Here is a 22176-nt window from a genome sequence, read left to right as displayed (position 1 = left end):
GCTGCATTGCTGGAAAAAAGAGAAAAAACATGTTGAATATCAAACGACGTCATGTTCTGGGCGGACTCGCGCTAGCGACGGCCGCGCCGCTATGGGCCCAAACTGCTTCATCGGCCAAGGCTGAGGGAACTGGCAAGGGCAGGCTGGCCAGCAAGCTGCGCATCGTGATCCCGGCCAACGCGGGCGGTGGCTGGGACCAGACCGGCCGCGCGCTGGGCGCAGCCTTGCTGGGTTCGGGCGCGGCCGATGAGATCGAGTATGAAAACAAGGGCGGCAAGGGCGGCACCGTCGGGCTGGCCTATTACGCCGATAAATACAGCAACGACCCCAACACGCTGCTGATGGGCGGCATGGTCATGGTGGGTGCGGTGGCGCTGCACAAGCCGGCGGTTGACATGAGCCGCATCCAGCCCATCGCCCGCCTGACCAGCGATTACCTGGTGATGGTGGTGGCGGCCAGTTCGCCGATTCGCAACGTCGGCGACCTGGCCGGGCGCCTGCGCGCCAACCCGAAAGAGGTGCCGATTGCCGGTGGCTCGGCCGGCGGCGTGGACCATGTGTTCGCGGGCGTGTTCACCCGCAGTTCACGCAGCAATCTGCAGGAACTGGTTTACCTGCCCTTTGCGGGCGGCGCCGAGGTGGTGCAGGCGGTGCTGGACGGCAAGGCCGTCGTCGGCATTTCCGGCTACAGCGAATTCAGCGCGCAACTCGCCAGCGGCAAGCTGCGCGCCATCGGCGTGTCGTCCAAGCGCTCGGTGTTCGGCATTCCCGCCATCCGCGCGCAGGGCATTGATGCCGACATGGCCAACTGGCGCGGCGTGTTTACCGGCCAGGGCGTCAGCGCCGCCCGCCATGCCGAGATGGTCGAGGCCATGAAGGTCGCCATCACCCACGAGTCGTGGCAAAAAACGCTGAAGCAAAACCACTGGGAATCGTCCTGGCTGGCAGGCCCCGGCTTCAACAGCTTTATCGACCTTGACATGACCACTTCTCAACTGATGGTTTACATGCTCAAGCTCAAAGCCTGAACCGGGCGCGCCAGTGGTAAAACATCGCGAAGAATGTTTTTCAGCTCCGCAGCCAGATCAGGAAAATTGTTGAGCCACGGGCCTGCTAGAGCGCAACCGTGTAGTTCAGCGTCATGCGTCCGCCATCGGCCACCACGATCTCGCCGGTGATGTAGCTCGCCGCGTCGCTGGCTAGGTAAGCCACGGTGTCGGCAATCTCCGACGGCTCGCCCAGGCGCTTCATGGGCGTGCGGCTCATGATTCTGGCTTTGGCTTCCTCGCTGGTCAGCACCGCCTTGGCGGCCAGTTCGGTGGCGATGGTGCCGGGCGCCACGGCGTTGACGCGTATGCCCTTGTCGGCCAGGGCCAGCGCCATGACCCGCGTCAGCTGGTTGATGCCGCCCTTGCTGACGTTGTAGCTGGCAATCGTGGGAATCGCCAGCACGGCGTTGACCGAACTCATGTTGACGATGCTGCCTTTGCCCACTTTGGCCATTTCACGCGCCACCGCCTGGCCGACGAGGAACGCGCCCTTCAGGTTGATGCGCAGCACGGCATCGAAGTCGGCCTCGGTGACCTCCAGGAAATCGGCCGCCCTGAAAATCCCGGCGTTGTTGACCAGCACGTCGATGCGGCCATGCACGGCCATGGTTTGCGCCACCAGCGCATCCACCTGGGCCTTGTCGCCGACATCGCAATGCACATACAAGCCGCCCAGTTCGGCAGCCAGCGCCGCGCCGCGAACGTCGTCGATATCGGCAACGACGACCTGAGCGCCTTCGCGGGCAAAGCGGCGGATGCAGGCCTCGCCAATGCCTTGCGCGCCGCCGGTGACGATGCACACCCGACCCGCCAGTCCGAAAGAAATTATTGATGATTTATTGCTCATGCGCTTATCCTGTCTGTGATTGTTGCTATTGATTCAATAGTATTTTCCGGCAGAAACCAGCTTTCGTTCAGATCGCCATGTAGCGGCCGGGGCGATGGTTGATGGTCAGCGTCATGTTCAGCACCACGGCGCCCAGCACCGACAGCGCGACCCGCTCGCCGTCGGCCACCATCAGCGCGCACAGCACGATCAGCCCGTCCATCGCCATCTGCACCTTGCCGGCGCGCCAGCCCATGCGCTCCTGCAGGTAGAGCACCACCACATTCAGCCCGCCCAGGCTGGCGCGGTGGCGAAACAGCATGAGCATGCCGGTGCCGCACAGCAGCCCGCCCAGCACCGCCGCCAGGGGAGGGGACAAAAAGCTGAAATGCAGCCCCTGCGGCAGGAAGTGGGTAAAGAGCGAGAGCAGGCCAACGGCAACAAAGGTCTTGACGGTAAAGGCCATGCCCATGCGCTTCCAGGCAAACACATAAAAGGGCAGGTTGATCACGAAAAACGCCACGCTGAAACTCACGCCGGTGGCGTAGTGAATCAGGAAGGCGATGCCGGCCGTGCCGCCAGTGAGCAGGCCGGCGGTGCCGAACATCACCACACCCAGCGCGACAAACAGGGTGCCGATCACCAATGCCTGAATATCTTCGTACCAGCGGTGGCGCGTCACGACGGGAGGGGCAAGGGACGTATCCGCCGCAGCGCTCATGGTGTCAGCAGGGGCCGGGTCATGCCGCCTGGGCTGCGGGCTCGGGTGTTTCGCTGTCGGAGCAGCTTGCGCCGCCGCAGCCGTGGATGATGCTGTTGGGCAGCGCCTCGGGCATGGCGACAATGCCGGTCACGGGGTCGTAGCCGATGCCGCGCAGGTGCAGGGCGAGCGCCGCGTCCATGGTCTGCGCATGCTGCGGAAACCAGATGGCGAGTTCGCGGGCCATCTGGCGAATGGCGCCCAGGTCGCCGGCCAAGGCATAAGTAATGCCTTCGCGCATGACCTGCAGCACGACCTTGTGCTGCACGCTGTGGCAGTTGGTCGATGAAAAGCGCGTGGCTTGCATCCACTGGTCTTCGCGACCGAAATGGTCATCGGTGTGATCCACCAGCGTGCGCCAGTGGGGCAGCAGCGTCTCGTCGCTGGCGGTTTCGACCACGGCCAGCAATTCGACAAACTCGCGGTGCGTATCGTCCATGACGGGGAGATCGAGCGCCAGCGCGTCGGACCATTCAAGATTGGACATGGGGGAAAAGCTCCTGTTTTGGGAATCCGCCAGCTTAATGAATGGCCGGTTGCCCGAGGCTGATCCAGGTCATGAATCCGCGAGATGGACAGGCCACAATGCAAAACGCCCGACAGCCATAGAGGCTGTCGGGCGATGCGTGGTGCGCGGCGGTTAATTCAGTGAATCAGTGACTCAGCGAACCGCCGAATGCTGCTTATCGGCCCGTGAACGAGCCAGGGCCGCCTGAACGGCGAGGTCCGTTGCTTCGGTCACCCGCGCCGCCGCCGGTGCGGGGGCCGCCACGGAAGTTGTTGCGGTTGCCTGTGGGCTGGCCTGACGACGGGAATCCGGACGACGCGTGGCTGGCCGGCTGCTGGCTGTCGAAGTCATTGCGGGATTCGCTGTCGCGCTGGCGTGGCGCCGGGGCATGCGCGCTTCGTGGCTGGCTGAAGGAGGGCTGGCCACCTTGCGAATAGCCGGAGTTCTGGCGCGGCTGGGCCGGGCCACGGCGGTCGGCATTGCCGCCACCGTTGCCAGCGAAGCCGCCGCCGCCATTGCCGCCACGGCCAGCGCCTGCACTGTTGCCGGCAGGGGCGCGACCACCGCGTCCGCCAGCACCGGCATTGCCGCCACGCGCAGGCTGGGCGCCCTTGGTGTCGCGGATGCGCGTCATCATTTCGCTGCGGGCGGCCTTGGCGGCGGCCTGCATCACGTCGCGGCTTGGCGGCTTGCCCAGGCCGCCCCAGATGGTCTGGCGGCCCATGGCCAGCGGCTCGGCTTTTTCGCCGGGTTCGGCTTCGAAGCCGGGAACGACGATGTTTTCGATGTTCTGCTTGGTGAAGCGCTCGATGTCCTGCATGAAGCCTTCTTCATCCAGGCACACCAGGCTTACGGCCTGGCCGCTGTTGCCGGCGCGGCCGGTGCGGCCGATGCGGTGGACATAGTCTTCGCTGACATTCGGGATTTCGTAGTTAACGACATGCGGCAACTCGTCGATGTCAATGCCTCGGGCGGCAATGTCGGTCGCCACCAGCGCGCGAATGTCGCCGTTCTTGAAGCCTTGCAGGGCTTGCGTGCGAGCCGTCTGGCTCTTGTTGCCGTGCAGCGCCATCGCGGGAATGCCGGCCTTGGTCAGATGCTCGGCGACGTTGTTGGCACCGAACTTGGTGCGGGTGAACACCAGCACCTGGCTCCAGTTGTGTTCGTTGATGATGTGCGTCAGCAGGGCTTTCTTCTTGCTGCGGCCGACCGGGTGGATGGTTTGCGTGATGCGCTGCACCGTGGTGTTGCGCGGCGTGACCTGGATGGACAGCGGGTTGCGCAGCAGGCCATTGGCCAGTTCGCGGATTTCATCGCTGAAGGTGGCGGAAAACAGCAGCGTCTGCTTCTGTTTGGGCACCAGCGCCAGCACTTTCTTGATGTCGTGGATGAAGCCCATGTCCAGCATGCGGTCGGCTTCGTCGAGGATCAGGATCTGCACCTGGCTCAAGTCCAGCGTGCCCTGGCTGGCATGGTCCAGCAGGCGGCCCGGGGTGGCGACCAGAATATCGACGCCACGGCGCAGTTTTTCGATTTGCGCGCCCATGCCGACACCGCCGAACATCACCATCGAGGTGAGGTCCAGGTATTTGCCGTAGGTGCGAACGCTTTCCTCGACCTGCGCGGCGAGTTCGCGCGTCGGGGTCATGATCAGGGCGCGCACCGCGTTGACGCCGCGCCGGTTGGTCAGGCGCGGTTCGGTCGAGAGGCGCTGCAGCAGCGGCAACGTGAACGCCGCCGTCTTGCCGGTGCCGGTCTGGGCGCCGCCCAGCAGGTCGCTGCCGGCGAGCACGGCGGGAATGGCCTGTGCCTGGATCGGCGTGGGGGTGTCATAGCCCTGCTCAAGCACGGCCTTCAAAATGGCCGGGGCCAGATTCAATTCTTCAAATTTCATGGATAGTTGCGCCGCTGGGCGCTCAAGATCGGCCTGTTGGGCGCCTTGGTTTGAAGGCAACCCGCCAGTCATAGGCAGATGGGATCAGGAAGTCGGGCTAGAGCATCGTCGGCAGCCTGGCTGAGCCAGTACCGGGATGTGCCCAAATGTTGAGGGCAACTGGAGCCCTGCAACCCAAGCATTGTCTCATGGAACGATAATCAGTGGATTCGCGCCAGAATTCCAGCTTTAATTTACGCGCCAAGGTGTGCGGTCAAGCCTGCGGAAAACTGCATTGATTTGCCGGCTGGCTCGCGGGCAATTTATTTTTACCTGTTTTTATTTACCAAAGTGATCTGATGGCTCAGTACGTATTCACCATGAACAAGGTCGGCAAAATCGTGCCGCCCAAACGACAGATTCTCAAGGACGTTTCCCTGAGTTTTTTCCCGGGCGCCAAGATTGGCGTGCTGGGCGTCAACGGCTCCGGAAAATCCACCCTGCTCAAGATCATGGCCGGGCTGGACAAGGATATTGAAGGCGAAGCCACACCGATGCCGGGCCTGAACATCGGCTACCTGCCGCAGGAACCCAAGCTTGACCCGGAACACACGGTGCGCGAAAGCGTTGAAGCCAGCATGGGCGCGGTGTTCACGGCCAAGGCCCAGCTTGAAGCGGTGTACGTCGCCTACGGCGAACCCGATGCCGACTTCGACGCGCTGGCGACCGAACAGGCCCGGCTGGAGGCCATCATCGCCACGGCGGGCACCGACTCCGAGCACCAGCTTGAAATCGCCGCCGACGCGCTGCGCCTGCCGCCCTGGGATGCCAAGATCGGTTTGCTCTCGGGCGGTGAAAAGCGCCGCGTCGCCCTGTGCAGCATGCTGCTGTCCAAGCCCGACATGCTGCTGCTCGACGAACCCACCAATCACCTGGATGCTGAATCGGTGGACTGGCTGGAGCAGTTCCTGCAGCGCTACCCCGGCACTGTCGTCGCCATTACCCATGACCGCTACTTCCTGGACAACGCCGCCGAATGGATTCTGGAGCTTGACCGTGGCCACGGCATTCCCTGGAAGGGCAACTACAGCTCCTGGCTGAGCCAGAAGGGCGACCGCCTGGCGCTGGAGCAAAAAGGCGAGGAAGCCCGCGCCAAGGCCCTGAAAAAGGAACTCGAATGGTCGCGCCAGAACCCCAAGGCGCGCCAGGCCAAGAGCAAGTCCCGGCTGGCACGCTTTGAGGAACTGTCCGATTTCGAATACCAGAAACGCGTTGAAACCAACGAAATTTTCATTCCGGTGGCCGAGCGCCTGGGCAGCCAGGTGATCGAGTTCCACAACGTCACCAAGTCGTTTGGTGACCGCGTGCTGATCGACAACCTGAGCTTCACCGTTCCGGCGGGCGCCATCGTCGGCATCATCGGCCCCAACGGCGCCGGTAAATCGACGCTGTTCAAGCTGATCGCCGGCAAGGAGCAGCCCGACAGCGGCGAAGTGGTGATCGGCTCGACCGTCCGCATGGCCTTCGTTGACCAGCACCGCGATGACCTGACGAATGAAAAAACCGTCTGGGAAGACGTTTCGGGCGGCCTGGACATCCTCAATGTCGGCAAGTTCCAGATGCCCAGCCGCGCCTATTGCGGGCGCTTCAACTTCAACGGCGGCGACCAGCAAAAGCGTGTCGGCACGCTGTCGGGCGGCGAACGCGGGCGCCTGCACCTGGCCAAGACCCTGATTGCCGGCGGCAATGTGCTGATGCTCGATGAACCATCGAACGACCTGGATGTGGAAACCCTGCGCGCGCTGGAAGACGCGCTGCTCGAATTCGCCGGCTCCCTCATGGTCATCAGCCATGACCGCTGGTTCCTGGACCGCATTGCCACGCACATCCTGGCGGCCGAGGGCGACAGCCAGTGGACCTTCTTTGACGGCAACTACCAGGAATACGAAGCCGACAAGAAGAAGCGTCTGGGCGAAGAGGGCGCCAAGCCCAAGCGCATGCGCTTCAAGAACCTGAAGTAATCCGAGCGTGAGCATGACCGACGAGGATGTCCTGAAGCAGACCCGTCACTGGCTTGAAAAAGCCGTGATCGGCCTGAACCTGTGCCCGTTTGCCAAGGCGGTTTACGTCAAGAATCAGGTTCGCCTGGTGGTCAGCCAGGCCCGCCATGCCGACGACCTGCTGGAAGAGCTGGACCGCGAGCTTGACCTGCTGGTGGCCACGCCGGCGGAGGAAATCGACACGACGCTGCTGATCCATCCGACGCTCTTTGATGATTTCCTGGACTTCAATGACTTCCTGGAAATCGCCGAAGGCGTGCTGGACGAGCATGCGCTCGAAGGCGTGGTGCAACTGGCAAGTTTTCATCCGAAATTCCAGTTTGACGGCACCGAGCCAGACGACATCAGCAATTACACCAATCGTGCGCCATTTGCTATGCTTCATTTGCTGCGCGAGGAAAGCATAGACCGCGCGGTGCAGGCTTTTCCGGAAGCGGAAGCCATTTTTGAAGAGAATATCAAGACACTGGAAAAGCTGGGGCATTCCGGCTGGCAGGATCTGGGCCTGCATTCTTGAGCCGGACCGTACCGGGTGAAACAGGGTTTTGCCTTCGGTCCGCTTGTCTTGTTGTGTTATTGCAAATTTCGCTTAAAGGGGGGTACCAAACGTCATGACGACTTCATCACAGGCTCCGACTGCGGCCTTCCAGTCGTGTGTTGACGAGGTACTCAGGCAGTCGGCCTTCCTGATTGACCGCTGGTCTTCAAAACTTGTGAGTGCGATGTACGAGCGCTCCCTGGCCGTTCATGAGCCTGCGGAACGGCATCAGATGCAGTCTGCCATCGCAGTGCTCAAGAAGAACCGGCTCATGCTTGAGCAAGGGTTTTCAGCAAAATTGAAAAAGGCCATTGCCGATGATGCCGCTGCCGGCACGGTCAGAAAATCGCTCAATCCCCGGCGTTCGCTGTCATCCGTGAGCTTTGACGAACTGGAGCTGATGGGTGACAACCAGGTCCAGGAAGCCGTGGAAAGCGCGCGCCTGCAGCAACTCGTCAGGCTGGCTTGCGAATCAGGGCTGGCCGGTTTTTCCGCGCGCCTGAGTACTGCGCAGGGATTTTTGGTGGTCAAGGGCGACAGCAACCCACTGCGTCCCGAAGTCATCACCCTGGCCTTGATTCAGTTGTTGCAGTCACTTCCCGTTTCCAGCCAGACGCGTGCCTGCTGGCTGCTCGATGGCGCCGGGATCATGGGCGAAGAGCTGCAGGCGCTGTATGTGTTGCTGAATGATTTCCTGGCCGGCCAGGGCATTGAGCCGGCCGCCTACGGCGTCGTCGGTGCACCTCAAGGCAGGATTGGAAGAGCTTGGCCGACCGGAAGGCTGGAGGGATTCCAGGCGTCCCCAGATTTTCCTGAACCGGCCAATACAGGGTATGGCAAGCCTGAAGTTGTTGAAAATGAAACGGCGCAAGCCAGTCGCAAGCCATTGCTCACGCTCGACCACCTGCACCATCTGCTGGTGGGGGATTATGAAAATTCTTCCCATGAACCCACTTCGTTTTCGGATTTCGGAACCGAAGAGTTTGTGCATCAGGATTTTTCGCATACCGTGCCCGCCGCGCTTGACGTTCTGACTGAACTTGAAGAGAAGGGACTGGTTTCGGCCAGGACAAAACTGACGCGGCCGGCTCCCTCGCCGCCTGTCGCGCAATTACGCGCGCGCCTCAAGACAGACGCCAAAACCCTGGGCCAGTCACTGGCCATTGAAGTGGTTGGACTGATGATTGAGCAGATGGCCCATGACGAGCGGCTCTTGACGCCGGTCAGGCAGGTCATTGCCAGCGTCGAGCCGGCCTTTTTGCGTCTGGCGGTGACCGACCCCCGGTTTTTCAGCGACAAAACCCATCCTGCCAGAAGACTGCTGGAAACCGTCACCAGTGCCAGCCTGGGGTATGCCAGCGAGAACGCCCCCGGTTTTTCAGAATTCATGCAGAACCTGCAGAAGGTTGCTACCTTGCTTGCGCAGAGCCAGGTCAGCGATGCCCAGCATTTTGCCGAGTTGCTTCAGGACTTTGAGCGCAGTCAGAACCGCAATACCCCGGAACACCGCCAGGCCCAGCGTCTGGCGGTACAGGCTTTGCTGCAGGCGGAGCAGCGTAACCTGATGGCTGCAAAAATTGCGGGCGAAATCAGGGCGCGCCCCGATTTCGTCGAGGGCAACCGCATCATCACTGCCTTCCTCACCGGCCCCTGGGCGCAGGTCATGGCGCGGGAACGGCTGGCTGGCCAGAGTGAAACATTTGGCACCAGCCAGGCCGTATTCAGCCTGACGCTGGGCGATGTACTCTGGAGTCTTGATATCGGGCCGGTCGCAAGCCATCAAAAGCGGCTTCTTAAAATGATCCCGGACATGCTCCAGTCGCTCAGGCAGGGGCTGGCATCCATCGATTTCCCCGTTGAACAATCCCGCCCATTTTTTGATCAACTCATGGCTGTGCACCGGGTTGCACTCAAGGCCCGGCCTGAAGTGCCTGCGGACTTGCCCAAAAAGACCCATGTGCTGGAGAAAATGTTTGCCGAAGCTGAAGACCAGGATGTCGCGCCGCTGTGGATGGCGCCTTCCGAGGCCCAGCATTCAGGTTTCATGGAGGACTGGGATGGTCCGTCCGTGGTGGGAGAACCCAGGAACGACATGCTTGAGCCGCAGGACAGCGTCAGTGCCGCCATATCCGGACTGGCTGGGCTGGGCGAGAGCATTGACCTGAATCTGGGCGACTGGGTTGACTTGCTCGTGGACATGCAATGGCTGCGTGCGCAATTGACATGGGTCAGCCCGCGCAGCACCTTGTTCATGTTCACCAGCGAAGGAGGGCGCAAGCATTCGATGACGTCCCATGTGCTGCGCCATCTGCTGAAGCTGAACCTGGTCAAGGTGATCAGCCAGCAGGGCGTATTTGAAGGCGCACTCGACAGTGTGGCCCGCACCGCCATGCAAAACAGCGTGCAGCGCAAGGGCGGTTAAGCATCAAGCCCTGGCGGGCGTGTTCAGCCAGCGGCTGGCCAGTTGCACCCAGTAAGTGCCGCCCAGGGGAATCAGCTCGTCATTGAAGTCATAGCTCGGGTTGTGCAGCGTGCAGGGCCCGCCGCCGTGACCCATTTCCCGATGGTCGCCTTCGCCGTTGGCGATGAAGCAGTACGCGCCCGGCTTGGCCTGCAGCATGTAGGAAAAATCTTCGGCGCCCATGGTGGGCTCCTGGGCCAGCACCTTGTCCGCCCCGACGATGTCCACCATGACCTGCCGTGCAAAGTCAGCTTCGGCTACCGAGTTGATGGTCGGGGGATAGTTGCGCGAAAACTCGAATTCGCACTGCGCCTCGAAAGCCGCGCAGGTGTGTTCGGCAATCGCTTTCATGCGCTGCTCGATCAGGTCCAGCACCCCGGTGCTGAAGGTGCGCACGGTTCCCTGGAGTTCACACGAGTCAGGCACCACGTTGGTGGCTTCGCCGGCATGAATCATCGTGACCGAGATGACGCCGGTGTCCAGCGGTTTTTTGTTCCGGCTGATGATGGTCTGAAAGGCCAGCACCATCTGGCAGGCGGCCGGAACCGGGTCGATGCCCATGTTCGGCATGGCCGCATGGCTACCCTTGCCACGGATGACGATCCTGAATTCGTTGCTGGAGGCCATGACCGGCCCGGCGCTGACGGCGAACATGCCGACCGCGCCGCCCGGCCAGTTGTGCATGCCAAAAACCGCCTCCATGGGAAACTTTTCAAACAGGCCGTCCCTGATCATCTCCCGGGCGCCGCCGCCGCCTTCCTCGGCCGGCTGGAAGATCAGGTACACCGTGCCGTCGAAGTCGCGGTGCGTTGACAAATGCTGCGCGGCGGCCAGCAGCATGGCGGTGTGGCCGTCATGGCCGCAGGCGTGCATCTTGCCCGCATGCTGGCTCGCATGGGCGAAGGTGTTGAATTCCTGCATGGGCAGGGCGTCCATGTCGGCGCGCAGGCCGACGCCGCGCCCGCAGGCACCGCCGTCGCGCCCATGCACGATGCCGACCACGCCGGTGGTGCCCATGTCCCGGTGAACCGGAATGCCCCAGCTGATCAACTTCCGGGCCACCACGTCGGCCGTGCGCAGTTCCTCAAAGCACAGTTCGGGATGGGCATGAATGTCGCGGCGAACGATGGCTATTTCTGCGGCCCCGGAGGCGAGGGAGTCAATAATTTTCACGTTGGGCACCTTTAAAAATGAGTTTGAAGCCAGGCTTGCAACGAAGAAGAGTACATGCTTGAAGCGTCATGGCGCACGCCCGCGCGCCAAGCGCGCGATGAGCTTGCGCAGCTCTTCAGCCCACAGCACGCTGCTGGCCAGCGCTGCCAGCGGCAGCAGCGAGGCGGGCGCCAGCGGCACGGTATGAAACAGGGTGTTCATGGGCGGCGCATACAGCACCAGTGCCTGCAGCAGCAGGCTCAGCCCCAGGCCGCCCAGCAGCCAGGGGTTCTTCAGCACGCCCAGCGCCAGCGCCGAGCGGCTGGCCGACTGGCAGTTCAGCACGTTGAACCACGCGCACATCGCCAGCAGCGTGAAGGTTTCGGTGCGCACCAGCCCGATCGGCACCTCTTGCCCGAGCCGCCACCAGAACCAGCCAAAGGTGATCCCGGCAATCAGCGGCGTCATCAGCGCCACGCGCGCCAGCATCTCGTGCCCGAGCAACGGGTCATCGCGTGGCACTGGTGCGCGCCTCATCTCGTCGCCATCGGGCGGGTCCATCACCAGGTTCACGGTCAGCGTGCCCTCGGTGACGATGTTGATCCACAGGATCTGCACCGCCACCAGCGGCAGCGGGTAGCCGCCCAGCAGGGCCAGTATCAGCACCAGCACCGCGGCCATCGAAGTGGCGAACAGGTACAGGATCACTTTTTTCAGGTTGCCATAGACCACGCGCCCCTGCTCGACCGCGCCGACGATGGTCGAAAAATTGTCGTCGGTGACGATGATCTTGGCCGCGCTCTTGGCGACCTCGGTGCCGGTGATGCCCATGGCGATGCCGACATCGGCGCGCGCCAGCGCGGGTGCGTCGTTAACGCCGTCGCCGGTCATGGCGACCACCTCGCCGCGCGCCTGCAGGGCCTCGACGATGCGCAGTTTTTGCGCCGGATGCACGCGCGCAAAAACGGCGATGCGGTCCAGGTCGTTGCGCAGATCGGCCTCGCCCATGCGCTCCAGTTCGGCGCCATCGACCGCGCGGTCGCCTTCGCGGGCAATGCCGAGTTCGCGCGCAATCGCCAGCCCGGTCAGCTTGTGGTCGCCCGTCACCATGACCGGCCGGATGCCGGCGGCCCGGCATTCGGCGACGGCGGCCTTGACCTCTTCGCGCGGCGGGTCGATCTGGCCGACCAGGCCGAGCAGGCGCACGCGTCCTGCCAGGGCGCAAAAGCCCGTGCCGGCGTCCAGCGGGTCGTCGTCCACCACGGCAAATGCCAGCACGCGCAGCGCGCGACCGGCCATGGCTTCGGCGGCCGTGCGCGCCGCCTGGACCACTGCGGCATCGCTGGTGGCGCACAGGCAGAGCAGCGCTTCGGGCGCGCCCTTGATGAACACCCGGCGCGGCGCATCGGCAAAGCGGTGGCGCGTGGCCATCATCTTGGTGTCGGAGTCAAAAGGCAGCTCGACTTCGCGCGGCGCGTCGCGGGTCAACTGTTCCAGGTCAATCCCGGCCTTGGCCGCCAGCACGATCAGCGCGCCTTCGGTCGGGTCGCCCAGCACCGACCATTGGGCGCGGGCTTCTCCGGGCGGCAGCAGTTGCGCGTCGTTGCACAGCACGGCGGCCTGCAGCAGCGGCAGGGTGCCCGCATGGTCAGCGTTCAGCCGGCCCTCGGGCGCGTAGCCGATGCCGCTGACGGCTACTGTGATGCCGCCGGGCAGCCAGAGCTGGCTGACGGTCATTTCGTTGCGCGTCAGGGTGCCGGTCTTGTCGGTGCAGATCACGGTGGTCGAGCCCAGCGTCTCGACCGCCGACAGGCGGCGGATGATGGCGCCGCGCGCGGCCATGCGCTGCATGCCCACGGCCAGCGCGATGGTCATGGCCACCGGCAGGCCTTCGGGCACCATCGACACCATCTGGCTGATGGCCACCATCAGCACCTCGGCCAGCGGCAGGTCGCGGTACAGGCCCAGCACGACCACCGTGACAAACAGCCCCAGCGCCGCCACCACCAGCCAGCGGCCAAACTGCTCGATGCGCTGCTCCAGCGGGGTCTTGGGTTCGGTCGCGGTTTCGGTCAGCCCGGCAATGCGGCCGACTTCCGTCTGGCTGCCAATCGCCACCACCACCGCCCGGGCGCGCCCGGCGGTGGCATGGGTGCCCGAAAACACCATGTTGTGGCGGTCGGCCAGGCCGGTTGCTTCCGGCAGGGCCAGCGTCGCCTTGCTGACCGGAACCGACTCGCCGGTCAGCGCCGCTTCGGCGACCTGCAGCTGGGCTTGCTCGATCAGCCGTGCATCGGCGCCAATCGCGTCGCCTGCCGCCAGCAGCAGCACATCGCCGGCCACCAGCTCACGCGCCTCGACCGACGCTTCCTGGCCGCCGCGCAGCACGCGCACACGCAGCGCCGACAGTTGCCTGAGCGAGGCCATGGAGCGCTCGGCGCGGCCCTCCTGGAAGGCGCCTATCAGCGCATTGGCCAGCACCACCAGCAGGATCACCACCGCATCGCCGTAATGCGACAGCGCCACCGCCAGCATCGCCGCTGCAAACAGGATGTAGATCAGCGGGCTCTGGAACTGGCGCGCGATGATGAGCAGCGCAGAGCGGCGCGGCGGCTCGGGCAGGGTGTTGGCGCCGCCCTGCGCGCGCCGCCGGGCGACCTCCGCAGCGCTCAGTCCCGATGCCGGGTCGCACGCCAGTTGCGCCAGCACCTGTTCGGCCGCCAGGGCATGCCATGGCGGCGCGGTTTCGTTGGCAACTGCCTGGGTCGTTGAGGTCATGTGCAGCCCATTGACTACTTACGGTGCGTTGGAAAATTTTTGCCGGCCCTGCAGTTTCCTGCGCACCAGCTGAATGTTGTTGCGCAGCGCATACAGCTCGCTGGCGTAAGACAGCGGCACGCTGATTTTTTCGGCACGGCGTTCCAGGCTGCTCAGCTCTTCAAGCAGCGCGTGCTGGTCGTCGGCGCTGTCAACCCGGTTTTCAATCTCCCTGAGCTGGCCGTACCAGCGGAAAATGCGCGAGCGCACCCGAAACTCGTACAGCGGCGGCACGATGCGCGACAGCGGCAGCATGATCGCCAAAATAATGCCCATCACCAGCCACATGCGTTCAACCAGGTTGGCGACCCAGAAGGGCAGGTAGCGCTGCAGGAAAGGCTTGTCGTTGTGGATGCTACGCTCGGCCTCGGCGGCAATCGGCAATTCGTTGTTCGCCAGGTTGGGATAGTCGCGCGCGCGCCTGAACCAGCCGGCGCCACCATGAATCTGCTTGCCCGCCTGCACAAACAGCTGCAGCAGGGCCGGATGGGTTTCCTTGCGGTCGATCAGCGCCGTGGTCGGTGCCACCAGCCGCACATCCTGCGCTGGAATGTTGCCCGCCAGATCGACCACGCCGCGCGGCAGCACGACCGGGCTCAGAAAGGCAAAGCGCCGCGAATACGCTTCGCTTTGCGGAAAATCCATCAGCCCGACGCCCGGGGTCTGCAGCAGCATCTGCACCATCAGCGATTCGGGCGCGGACGCAAACACGATGGCATCAAGCCGGCCTTCCAGAAAGGCAACGGTGGCGGGCGTCTGCTCCAGCTCGGAGAGCTTGAGGCTGGACGCATCGATGTTGTTGCTGGCCAGCAGCTTGTTCATCAGGCTGGGAATGCCGCTTCCGGCGGTGCCGATGTTCACGCGCAAGCCCTGCAGCTGGGTCAGCGCATCGAGCGAAGCGCCGGTGGATTTCGGCAGAACGTCCTTGCGGTAAAAAAGCCACACCGGCTCGACAAACAGGCTGCCCAGCGACTCCAGCATGGCTTCGTCTTCGGGCCGGGCTTCACGGGTGCCGCCCTGGACAAATCCCAGGTCGGCCTTGCCTTCGCGCAGCAGCTGAAAATTGTCGGCCGAGCCTTGCGACGCAAGCAGCACGACCTCGATGCCATCCTGGGCCAGGATTTTTGCGTAGCGCTTGCCGAACTCCTCATAGGCGCTTTGCGCCGGGCCGGTGGCCAGCGTCACGCGCTTGGGCGGGTTCGGGTCCAGCCACCAGTAGGCCAGCGTCAGCAGGGTGACGGCCAGCACAATGAAGGGGCCGGCGGAAACCGCCAAATCGCGCAGCGACAGCAGGGTGTAACGGATGGTTTTGCTCATGCAGCCACCTTAGCATGGGCTACAGCACCGGATCAGGCTAAGGCATTAAATAGGTATCAAAAATGCCGATTGCGCTTTATGCATAAGCGCATGTAGCTATCAAAAATATAGCAATTAAAGTCGCGTTGAACTTTTTCCATTGAAGCTGGACAAAAGCAAATCAGCCTATTGATTGCAGTCCCACTAAACTTGATGTTCGCGCCGCCTGCTTTATTGTCCACCTTCTAATTTCAACCCATGCCCTCGAACCGCCGCACCCGCTTGACGACAGCACTGTTCGCGCTGATCAGCCTGCTGTTCATGCAGCTGGCGGTGGCTGGCTACATTTGTTCGGGTGCTGCATCAAAAGCTGCTGGCGTAGCTGCGATGGCTGAGGCGGGCATGCCCTGTGCCGAATCCATGACGCTGAACAGGGACGAAGTGCAGCCCAATTTGTGTCAGGCGCACTGCCAGGCGGGTCAGCAAACTGCCGACAGGTACGAGTTGCCGCCCCCCGTAGCCATCGGCGCCCAGCCTGCCGATTTCACATTGCCGGCCATGGTTCCGGTGTTGTCGGGAGCGCCACTGCAGGCGCCCCATCTGATGCGCACCACGGCACCGCCCGTGACCATCAGCAACTGTTGTTTCCGCCTTTAACCTTTCAGACCACCTGGCTCCTGCCCGATGCATTTCCCGTGCATCGGCAGGTCGTTACTTGTGCTCTGGAGGTTTTATGTCAATTCCGTTTCCGATTTACCGGGCCGCCGTTGCCGCCCTGCTGGTTGCCATGGGGTTCCCGTCCTGGGCAACTGACCCGTTGACCCTGGTGGAGGCGCAGCGCATTGCGGTGGGCCGTTCCCGGCAACTGCTTGCCCAGGACGCGCTCACCACCGCCGCCCGCGAGCAGGGCGTGGCTGCCGGCCAGTTGCCCGACCCCGTGCTCAAGCTTGGCATTGACAACCTGCCGGCCAATGGCCCGGACCGTCTCAGCCTCACGCGTGACTTCATGACCATGCGCCGCATTGGCGTCATGCAGGAGATTCCGCGCCTTGAGAAACGCCAGCTCAGGGCGGAAAAGTTTGAACGCGACGCCCAGCGGGTGCAGGCGCAGCGGCAACTGACGCTGGCCAACGTGCAGCAGGGCACGGCGCTGGCCTGGCTGGATCGCTATTACGCGCAAGCCCAGCGTGAATTGTTGCAGCAGCAAATTGAGGAAACCCGACTGCAGGTTCAAGCCGCCGACAGCGCCTTTCGCACCAACCGGGGCAGCCAGGCTGACGTGTTCGCAGCCCGCGCCGCAGTCATCGCGCTGCAAGACCGGTTGAGCCAGATTGATCGCCAGTCGCGCAGCGCTTCCTTGATGCTGGCCCGGTGGGTGGGCGCGGCCGATGCTGAACGACCGCTTGCAGGAACACCACAATGGCAAAGCACGCCGTTGCACGATGACGTTCTGAACGAACACCTCGAGCGGCATCCCGAACTGTTGGTCATCAGCGCCGAAATTGAGGCGGCCGAAACCGAGGCCCGGCTTGCCCAGGCTGACAAGAAGGCCGACATCAGCGTGGAGGCGAGCTACGCCCAGCGCGGCCCAGCCTTCTCCAACATGCTTTCCATCGGCGTATCCATCCCCTTGCAGTGGGACCAGAAAAACCGCCAGAACCGTGAGTTGGGCGCCAAGCTGGCCATGGTTGACGAAGCCAGGGCCAGGTACGAGGACATGCTGCGCAAGAACGAAGCCGAGGTACGCGTCCTGCTCAACGAATGGCAGACGGGCAAGGATCGGCTGGTCCGGTACCGTGACGAGTTGATCCCCACCGCCCGACAGCGCTCCGAGGCGACGCTCACAGCCTATCGCATCGGCAAAAGCGACCTGGCTGCCGGGCTGTCAGCACGCCGCGACGAAATTGAAGTCCGCATGCAGGCCTTGAGCCTGGAGATGGAAACGGCGCGCTCCTGGGCACAACTCAATTTCCTGATTCCCGATCACGGCAGGGCAACCATCGCCAGGGAGCAGCCATGAACAGGAAATTTCTCATTGCCGCGCTGCTTGCTGCGGGCGTGCTGGGCGCCGCCGGTTACGGCCTGTACACGCTGGGCATGAAAAACGGCAGCAGCATGGCGGCAGTCGCCACGCCCGGTGACGCACCGCCAAGCCTAACCACAGCGCCAACGCCCGGCCCTCAGAGCGTCGCCGAAGGTGAAGAGGCGAGCCGCCGCCATATCGCCGCAGGCCTCAAGGCGGGGGACACCGATCCGATCACCGGCAGCAAAATTCTTTACTACCACGACCCCATGGTGCCAGGCAGCAAGTTCGACAAGCCGGCCAAGTCGCCTTTCATGGACATGATGCTGGTGCCGGTCTATGCGAATGGCGACGCCGATCAAGGTAAGGTCACCGTCAGCCCGCGCATTCAACAAAATCTGGGCGTGCGTACCGCGATGGTGACCGAGGGCACGCTGTCGCCGCAGGTTTCCGCTGTAGGCAGCATCGCGTTCAACGAGCGAGACCAAGCCATCATTCAGGCCCGGGCAACCGGTTATGTCGAGCGCCTGCATGTGCGGGCCACGCTGGACCGGGTAGCGAAGGGTCAGCCGCTGGTAGATCTTTATGTGCCGGACTGGGTGGCAGCCCAGGAAGAGTTTTTGGCCATCAAACGCATGCAGGGCCGTGACCTGGCGTCACTGGTGGACGGCGCCCGCCAGCGCATGCGCCAGGCGGGCATGAGCGACGCGCAGATTCGCCAGGTGGAAGCGACCGGAAAAACACAGACCCGCATCACGCTGACAGCGCCGATTGGTGGTGTGGTGGTGGAACTGCTGGCCCGCGAAGGAATGACGGTGATGGCCGGCACGACCCTGTTTCGCATCAACGGGCTGTCCACCGTCTGGGCTAACGCGGAGGTGCCCGAAAGCCAGTCCGCATTGCTGCGGCCAGGGGCGACAGTCCAGGCGCGCAGCCCGGCAGCGCCTGGCATGACCTTCGACGGCAAGGTCCAGGCTGTCTTGCCCGAGGTGAACCCCGCGACGCGCACGCTCAAGGCCCGGCTTGAGCTGGCCAACCCGGGCGCACGTCTGGTGCCTGGCATGTTCGTATCCATGCAGTTCATGGACATGCGCGCCGAAAAGGCCTTGCTGGTTCCCACCGAGGCCGTCATCCAGACCGGCAAGCGCACGGTCGTCATGCTGGCCGAGGAAAATGGACGCTTTCGGCCGGTTGAGGTGGAATCCGGGATTGAGGCCGGCGGACAGACTGAAATCAAGCGCGGTCTGCAGGCCGGCCAGCGCGTCGTGGTGTCTTCACAGTTCCTGATTGATTCCGAGGCCAGCCTCAAGGGGGTTGAAGCCCGGTTGAATGAAGTGCCCAAGCCGGCAGCTGCCACGACTGCACCGCGCCATGAAGGCGAGGCCACGGTCGAAGCCATCGGCAAAGACGAGATCACACTGTCGCATGGGCCAATCCCCTCACTGAAGTGGGGCGCCATGACCATGGATTTCAAGCAGCCACCTCTCAAGGAGCTTCCGCGTAACCTGCAAGCCGGCGACCGGGTGAGCTTTGAGTTTTATATGGGTGCGGACGGGCTGCCTCAACTAACACGGGTCACGCCTCTGGCCTCCGCACCAGGCGCCGCGCCTGCAGCGTCAGGGAGCAAGAGGTGATCGCCGGTCTGATCCGATGGTCCATCGCCAACCGCTTTCTGGTGCTGCTGGCCAGCTTGATGATCAGCGCCTGGGGCGTGTACTCGGTGCTCAGGACACCCCTGGATGCGCTGCCTGACCTGTCCGACGTGCAGGTCATCATCCGCACCAGCTACCCCGGCCAGGCACCTCGCATTGTCGAGAACCAGGTCACTTACCCGTTGACCACGACCATGCTCTCGGTGCCGGGCGCCAGGACGGTGCGCGGCTACTCGTTCTTTGGTGACTCGTTTGTCTACGTGCTGTTCGAGGACGGCACCGACCTGTACTGGGCACGCTCGCGGGTGCTGGAGTACCTTAACCAGGTGCAATCACGCCTGCCGGCGGCTGCAAAAGCCTCGCTGGGGCCGGACGCGACAGGCGTGGGCTGGATTTACCAATACGCCCTGATCGACCGCAGCGGCACGCAGGATGCTTCGCAGCTGCGCGCGCTGCAGGACTGGTTTCTCAAGTACGAGCTCAAAACCGTTCCCAACGTCGCCGAGGTCGCCTCCATAGGCGGCATGGTGCGCCAGTACCAGATCGTGCTCGATCCGGACAAGCTGGCCGCCTATGCCATCCCGCACACCCGGGTGGTCGAGGCCATCCAGAAGGCCAACCAGGAGGCCGGTGGCTCGGTGCTCGAATTGGGGGAGGCCGAGTACATGGTGCGGGCCTCGGGTTATCTGCAATCGCTCGACGATTTCCGCGCAGTGCCTTTGATGACGACCCCCAACGGCGTCTCGGTGCGCCTGGGCGACGTGGCGCGTATCCAGATCGGCCCGGAAATGCGCCGCGGCATTGGTGAACTGGACGGTGAGGGCGAAGCCACCGGCGGGGTGATCATCATGCGTTCGGGCAAGAATGCGCTCGAAACGATTGCAGCCGTGAAAGCCAAGCTCGCATCATTGCAGTCCAGCCTGCCCAAGGGCGTGGAAATCGTGCCGGTCTACGACCGCTCCGGGCTGATCAAGCGCGCCGTGGACAACCTCGCCTACAAGCTGCTGGAAGAATTCCTTGTCGTGGCGGTGGTGTGCTTTATCTTTTTGTTCCACTTGCGCTCGGCATTCGTGGCCATCATTTCGCTGCCGATCGGCATTCTGATCGCCTTCATTGTGATGCGCTACCAGGGGGTGAACGCGAACATCATGTCGCTCGGTGGCATTGCCATTGCCATTGGCGCCATGGTCGATGCCGCCGTGGTCATGATCGAAAACGCCCACAAACACCTGGAGCAGTGGGGCCACGACCATCCCGACAAAACGTTGCAGGGCGAGGCGCGCTGGCGGGTTATCGGCGACGCGGCGGCTGAAGTGGGGCCGGCGCTGTTCTTTTCGCTGCTCATCATCACCTTGTCGTTTGTCCCGGTGTTCACCCTTGAAGCCCAGGAAGGCCGGATGTTCTCGCCACTGGCCTTTACCAAGACCTATGCCATGGCGGCTGCGGCCGGACTGTCGGTCACCCTGATTCCGGTGCTGATGGGTTACCTCATCAGGGGCCGGATTCCCGATGAGCGGGCCAATCCCCTGAACCGCTTGCTGATCGCGGTCTACCGGCCCATGCTGGAGGGGGTTCTGCGCGCGCCAAAACTCACGCTGCTGGCCTCTGCCATCGTGCTGGTCATCAGCCTGTGGCCGCTGCAGCATATCGGCGGCGAGTTCATGCCCCGGCTTGACGAGGGCGATTTGCTTTACATGCCGTCTGCGTTGCCGGGCCTGTCGGCTGGCAAGGCGGGCGAGTTGCTGCAGCAGACCGACCGGCTGATCAAGACCGTGCCTGAAGTCGCCACTGTTTACGGCAAAGCCGGGCGCGCCGAGACCGCAACCGACCCCGCGCCGATGGAGATGTTCGAAACCACCATCCAGTTCAAGCCGCGCGAGCAGTGGCGCCCGGGCATGACCCAGGACAAGCTGGTGGAAGAGCTCGACCGCATCGTGAAAGTTCCGGGCTTGTCCAACATCTGGGTGCCGCCTATCCGCAATCGCATCGACATGCTGGCCACCGGCATCAAGAGCCCGGTGGGCGTCAAGGTGGCGGGCACCGATTTGGCGACCATCGACCGTCTCACCGGCGAGATCGAGCGGGCGCTGAAGGATGTTTCGGGCGTCAGCAGCGCGCTGGCCGAGCGCCTGACCGGCGGACGCTACGTGGACGTGAACATCCGGCGTGACGCAGCAGCCAGCTTTGGCCTGAACATCGCTGACGTGCAGTCGGTCATCAGCTCGGCGGTAGGCGGCGAGAACATTGGCGAAACCGTCGAGGGCCTGCAGCGCTTTCCCATCAACCTGCGCTACCCGCGTGAACTGCGCGATTCCCTGGAAAAGCTGCGCAGCCTGCCCATCGTGACCGAACGCGGTCAGCGCCTGGTGCTCTCGGACGTGGCCGACATCCGCATCACCGATGGCCCGCCCATGCTGCGCAGCGAAAACGCCCGTCTGTCGGGATGGGTCTATGTGGACATCCGGGGCCGCGATCTGCGCTCGGCCGTGCAGGACATGCAGAAAGCCGTGGCCGAAAAGGTCAAGCTGCCGCCCGGGTATTCCATCTCCTGGTCCGGCCAGTTCGAGTTCCTGGAACGCGCCACGGCCAGGCTCAAGGTGGTGGTGCCGTTTACGCTGCTCATCATCTTCGTGTTGCTGTATTTGACCTTCAAGCGCTTCGACGAAGCTTTGCTGATCATGGCCACGCTGCCGTTTGCGCTGGTGGGCGGCATCTGGCTGCTTTACCTGCTGGGCTACAACCTCTCCATTGCCGGGGCGGTTGGGTTCATTGCCCTGGCCGGTGTTTCGGCTGAATTCGGCGTGATCATGCTGCTGTACCTGAGGTCTGCCTGGGACGACAGGCTCGCGCAGGGGAAAACCAGCGCTGCCGACCTGCTCGATGCCATCCGTGAAGGCGCGGTGTTGCGCGTGCGTCCCAAGGCGATGACAGTGGCCGTGATCCTGGCCGGCCTCTTTCCCATCATGTGGGGAACCGGGACGGGCTCCGAGGTCATGCAGCGAATCGCCGCGCCCATGGTGGGCGGCATGATCACGGCGCCGCTGCTGTCGATGTTCGTGATTCCGGCGGTGTACCTCCTGATGCGCAGGCCGCGAGAAACTTAGCGCACATCGGGCAGCTTCTGGAGGCGACGCCGTGCAGTGGTTTAAGCATGGCTTGGG

15 protein-coding genes are annotated in these 22176 nt (G+C 63.3%); 8 read left to right on the top strand and 7 right to left on the bottom strand.

The window, feature by feature from the left end:
• The first annotated feature begins 29 nt into the window (after window positions 1-29).
• Complete coding sequence (locus tag ABLV49_RS14660; protein WP_349277510.1) at window positions 30-1028, top strand: Bug family tripartite tricarboxylate transporter substrate binding protein; 999 nt, start codon at window positions 30-32, stop codon at window positions 1026-1028.
• An 85-nt stretch (window positions 1029-1113) separates the two neighbouring features.
• On the opposite strand, the gene ABLV49_RS14655 is transcribed toward ABLV49_RS14660, so the two are convergent.
• From ABLV49_RS14655 to ABLV49_RS14640, 4 genes are all read right to left on the bottom strand, one after another.
• Complete coding sequence (locus ABLV49_RS14655; protein WP_349277508.1) at window positions 1114-1896, bottom strand: SDR family NAD(P)-dependent oxidoreductase; 783 nt, start codon at window positions 1894-1896, stop codon at window positions 1114-1116.
• A 67-nt stretch (window positions 1897-1963) separates the two neighbouring features.
• A complete protein-coding gene (locus ABLV49_RS14650) occupies window positions 1964-2596 on the bottom strand; it encodes a YitT family protein (protein WP_349277506.1) in 633 nt (210 codons plus the stop codon).
• Between the two features lie 19 nt (window positions 2597-2615).
• Window positions 2616-3122 (bottom strand): hemerythrin domain-containing protein, encoded by a 507-nt coding sequence (locus ABLV49_RS14645; RefSeq protein WP_349277504.1) that lies wholly within the window; start codon window positions 3120-3122, stop codon window positions 2616-2618.
• A 196-nt stretch (window positions 3123-3318) separates the two neighbouring features.
• On the bottom strand, window positions 3319-5037 hold the full coding sequence (locus ABLV49_RS14640; RefSeq protein WP_349277502.1) for a DEAD/DEAH box helicase: 1719 nt from the start codon (window positions 5035-5037) through the stop codon (window positions 3319-3321).
• Between the two features lie 338 nt (window positions 5038-5375).
• Here ABLV49_RS14640 and ettA point away from each other — a divergent pair, with 338 nt between their 5' ends.
• The 3 genes from ettA to ABLV49_RS14625 all read left to right on the top strand — a co-directional run bounded on the left by ettA (window position 5376) and on the right by ABLV49_RS14625 (window position 10036).
• Window positions 5376-7037, top strand: a complete 1662-nt coding sequence (ettA, locus tag ABLV49_RS14635) for an energy-dependent translational throttle protein EttA (protein ID WP_349277501.1) — start codon at window positions 5376-5378, stop codon at window positions 7035-7037.
• Between the two features lie 13 nt (window positions 7038-7050).
• Window positions 7051-7593 carry a DUF1415 domain-containing protein gene (locus tag ABLV49_RS14630; protein ID WP_349281733.1) on the top strand — a complete coding sequence of 181 codons (543 nt, stop codon included), beginning with the start codon at window positions 7051-7053 and terminating at the stop codon, window positions 7591-7593.
• Window positions 7594-7687: 94 nt separating this feature from the next.
• Window positions 7688-10036 (top strand): DUF1631 family protein, encoded by a 2349-nt coding sequence (locus tag ABLV49_RS14625; protein WP_349277500.1) that lies wholly within the window; start codon window positions 7688-7690, stop codon window positions 10034-10036.
• A gap of 3 nt (window positions 10037-10039) precedes the next feature.
• Here the strand turns inward: ABLV49_RS14625 and ABLV49_RS14620 are convergent, their stop codons facing one another.
• The 3 genes from ABLV49_RS14620 to ABLV49_RS14610 all read right to left on the bottom strand — a co-directional run bounded on the left by ABLV49_RS14620 (window position 10040) and on the right by ABLV49_RS14610 (window position 15361).
• On the bottom strand, window positions 10040-11248 hold the full coding sequence (locus ABLV49_RS14620; protein ID WP_349277499.1) for a M20 aminoacylase family protein: 1209 nt from the start codon (window positions 11246-11248) through the stop codon (window positions 10040-10042).
• Window positions 11249-11314: 66 nt separating this feature from the next.
• Window positions 11315-14005, bottom strand: coding sequence for a cation-translocating P-type ATPase (locus ABLV49_RS14615; RefSeq protein ID WP_349277497.1), 2691 nt, complete (start codon window positions 14003-14005; stop codon window positions 11315-11317).
• A gap of 18 nt (window positions 14006-14023) precedes the next feature.
• On the bottom strand, window positions 14024-15361 hold the full coding sequence (locus ABLV49_RS14610; RefSeq protein WP_349277495.1) for a TAXI family TRAP transporter solute-binding subunit: 1338 nt from the start codon (window positions 15359-15361) through the stop codon (window positions 14024-14026).
• A gap of 237 nt (window positions 15362-15598) precedes the next feature.
• Between ABLV49_RS14610 and ABLV49_RS14605 the strand changes: the two genes are divergently transcribed.
• The 4 genes from ABLV49_RS14605 to ABLV49_RS14590 all read left to right on the top strand — a co-directional run bounded on the left by ABLV49_RS14605 (window position 15599) and on the right by ABLV49_RS14590 (window position 22119).
• Window positions 15599-15997 carry a hypothetical protein gene (locus ABLV49_RS14605; RefSeq protein WP_349277493.1) on the top strand — a complete coding sequence of 133 codons (399 nt, stop codon included), beginning with the start codon at window positions 15599-15601 and terminating at the stop codon, window positions 15995-15997.
• A 76-nt stretch (window positions 15998-16073) separates the two neighbouring features.
• The gene (locus tag ABLV49_RS14600; protein WP_349277491.1) at window positions 16074-17360 is read left to right on the top strand and encodes a TolC family protein; all 1287 of its coding nucleotides are present in this window, start codon (window positions 16074-16076) and stop codon (window positions 17358-17360) included.
• On the top strand, window positions 17357-18997 hold the full coding sequence (locus ABLV49_RS14595) for an efflux RND transporter periplasmic adaptor subunit (protein WP_349277489.1): 1641 nt from the start codon (window positions 17357-17359) through the stop codon (window positions 18995-18997). The genes ABLV49_RS14600 and ABLV49_RS14595 overlap by 4 nt, the downstream gene beginning before the upstream one ends.
• Window positions 18994-22119 carry an efflux RND transporter permease subunit gene (locus tag ABLV49_RS14590; RefSeq protein WP_349277487.1) on the top strand — a complete coding sequence of 1042 codons (3126 nt, stop codon included), beginning with the start codon at window positions 18994-18996 and terminating at the stop codon, window positions 22117-22119. Before ABLV49_RS14595 ends, ABLV49_RS14590 begins: the two co-directional genes overlap by 4 nt.
• Window positions 22120-22176 lie beyond the last annotated feature (57 nt).

It is taken from the genome of Polaromonas hydrogenivorans, assembly GCF_040105105.1.
GTDB lineage: Bacteria > Pseudomonadota > Gammaproteobacteria > Burkholderiales > Burkholderiaceae_C > Polaromonas > Polaromonas hydrogenivorans.
This window is presented reverse-complemented; position numbering and strand designations above follow the sequence as displayed.

Bases quoted from the DNA above. Each gene is read 5' to 3' on its own strand.
- ABLV49_RS14630 (WP_349281733.1), top strand. From the start codon at position 7,051: ATGACCGACGAGGATGTCCTGAAGCAGACCCGTCACTGGCTTGAAAAA.
- ABLV49_RS14615 (WP_349277497.1), bottom strand. From the start codon at position 14,005: ATGACCTCAACGACCCAGGCAGTTGCCAACGAAACCGCGCCGCCATGG.
- ABLV49_RS14645 (WP_349277504.1), bottom strand. From the start codon at position 3,122: ATGTCCAATCTTGAATGGTCCGACGCGCTGGCGCTCGATCTCCCCGTC.
- ABLV49_RS14655 (WP_349277508.1), bottom strand. From the start codon at position 1,896: ATGAGCAATAAATCATCAATAATTTCTTTCGGACTGGCGGGTCGGGTG.
- ABLV49_RS14625 (WP_349277500.1), top strand. From the start codon at position 7,688: ATGACGACTTCATCACAGGCTCCGACTGCGGCCTTCCAGTCGTGTGTT.
- ABLV49_RS14660 (WP_349277510.1), top strand. From the start codon at position 30: ATGTTGAATATCAAACGACGTCATGTTCTGGGCGGACTCGCGCTAGCG.
- ABLV49_RS14595 (WP_349277489.1), top strand. From the start codon at position 17,357: ATGAACAGGAAATTTCTCATTGCCGCGCTGCTTGCTGCGGGCGTGCTG.
- ABLV49_RS14650 (WP_349277506.1), bottom strand. From the start codon at position 2,596: ATGAGCGCTGCGGCGGATACGTCCCTTGCCCCTCCCGTCGTGACGCGC.
- ABLV49_RS14640 (WP_349277502.1), bottom strand. From the start codon at position 5,037: ATGAAATTTGAAGAATTGAATCTGGCCCCGGCCATTTTGAAGGCCGTG.
- ABLV49_RS14605 (WP_349277493.1), top strand. From the start codon at position 15,599: ATGCCCTCGAACCGCCGCACCCGCTTGACGACAGCACTGTTCGCGCTG.
- ABLV49_RS14610 (WP_349277495.1), bottom strand. From the start codon at position 15,361: ATGAGCAAAACCATCCGTTACACCCTGCTGTCGCTGCGCGATTTGGCG.
- ABLV49_RS14600 (WP_349277491.1), top strand. From the start codon at position 16,074: ATGTCAATTCCGTTTCCGATTTACCGGGCCGCCGTTGCCGCCCTGCTG.
- ettA (WP_349277501.1), top strand. From the start codon at position 5,376: ATGGCTCAGTACGTATTCACCATGAACAAGGTCGGCAAAATCGTGCCG.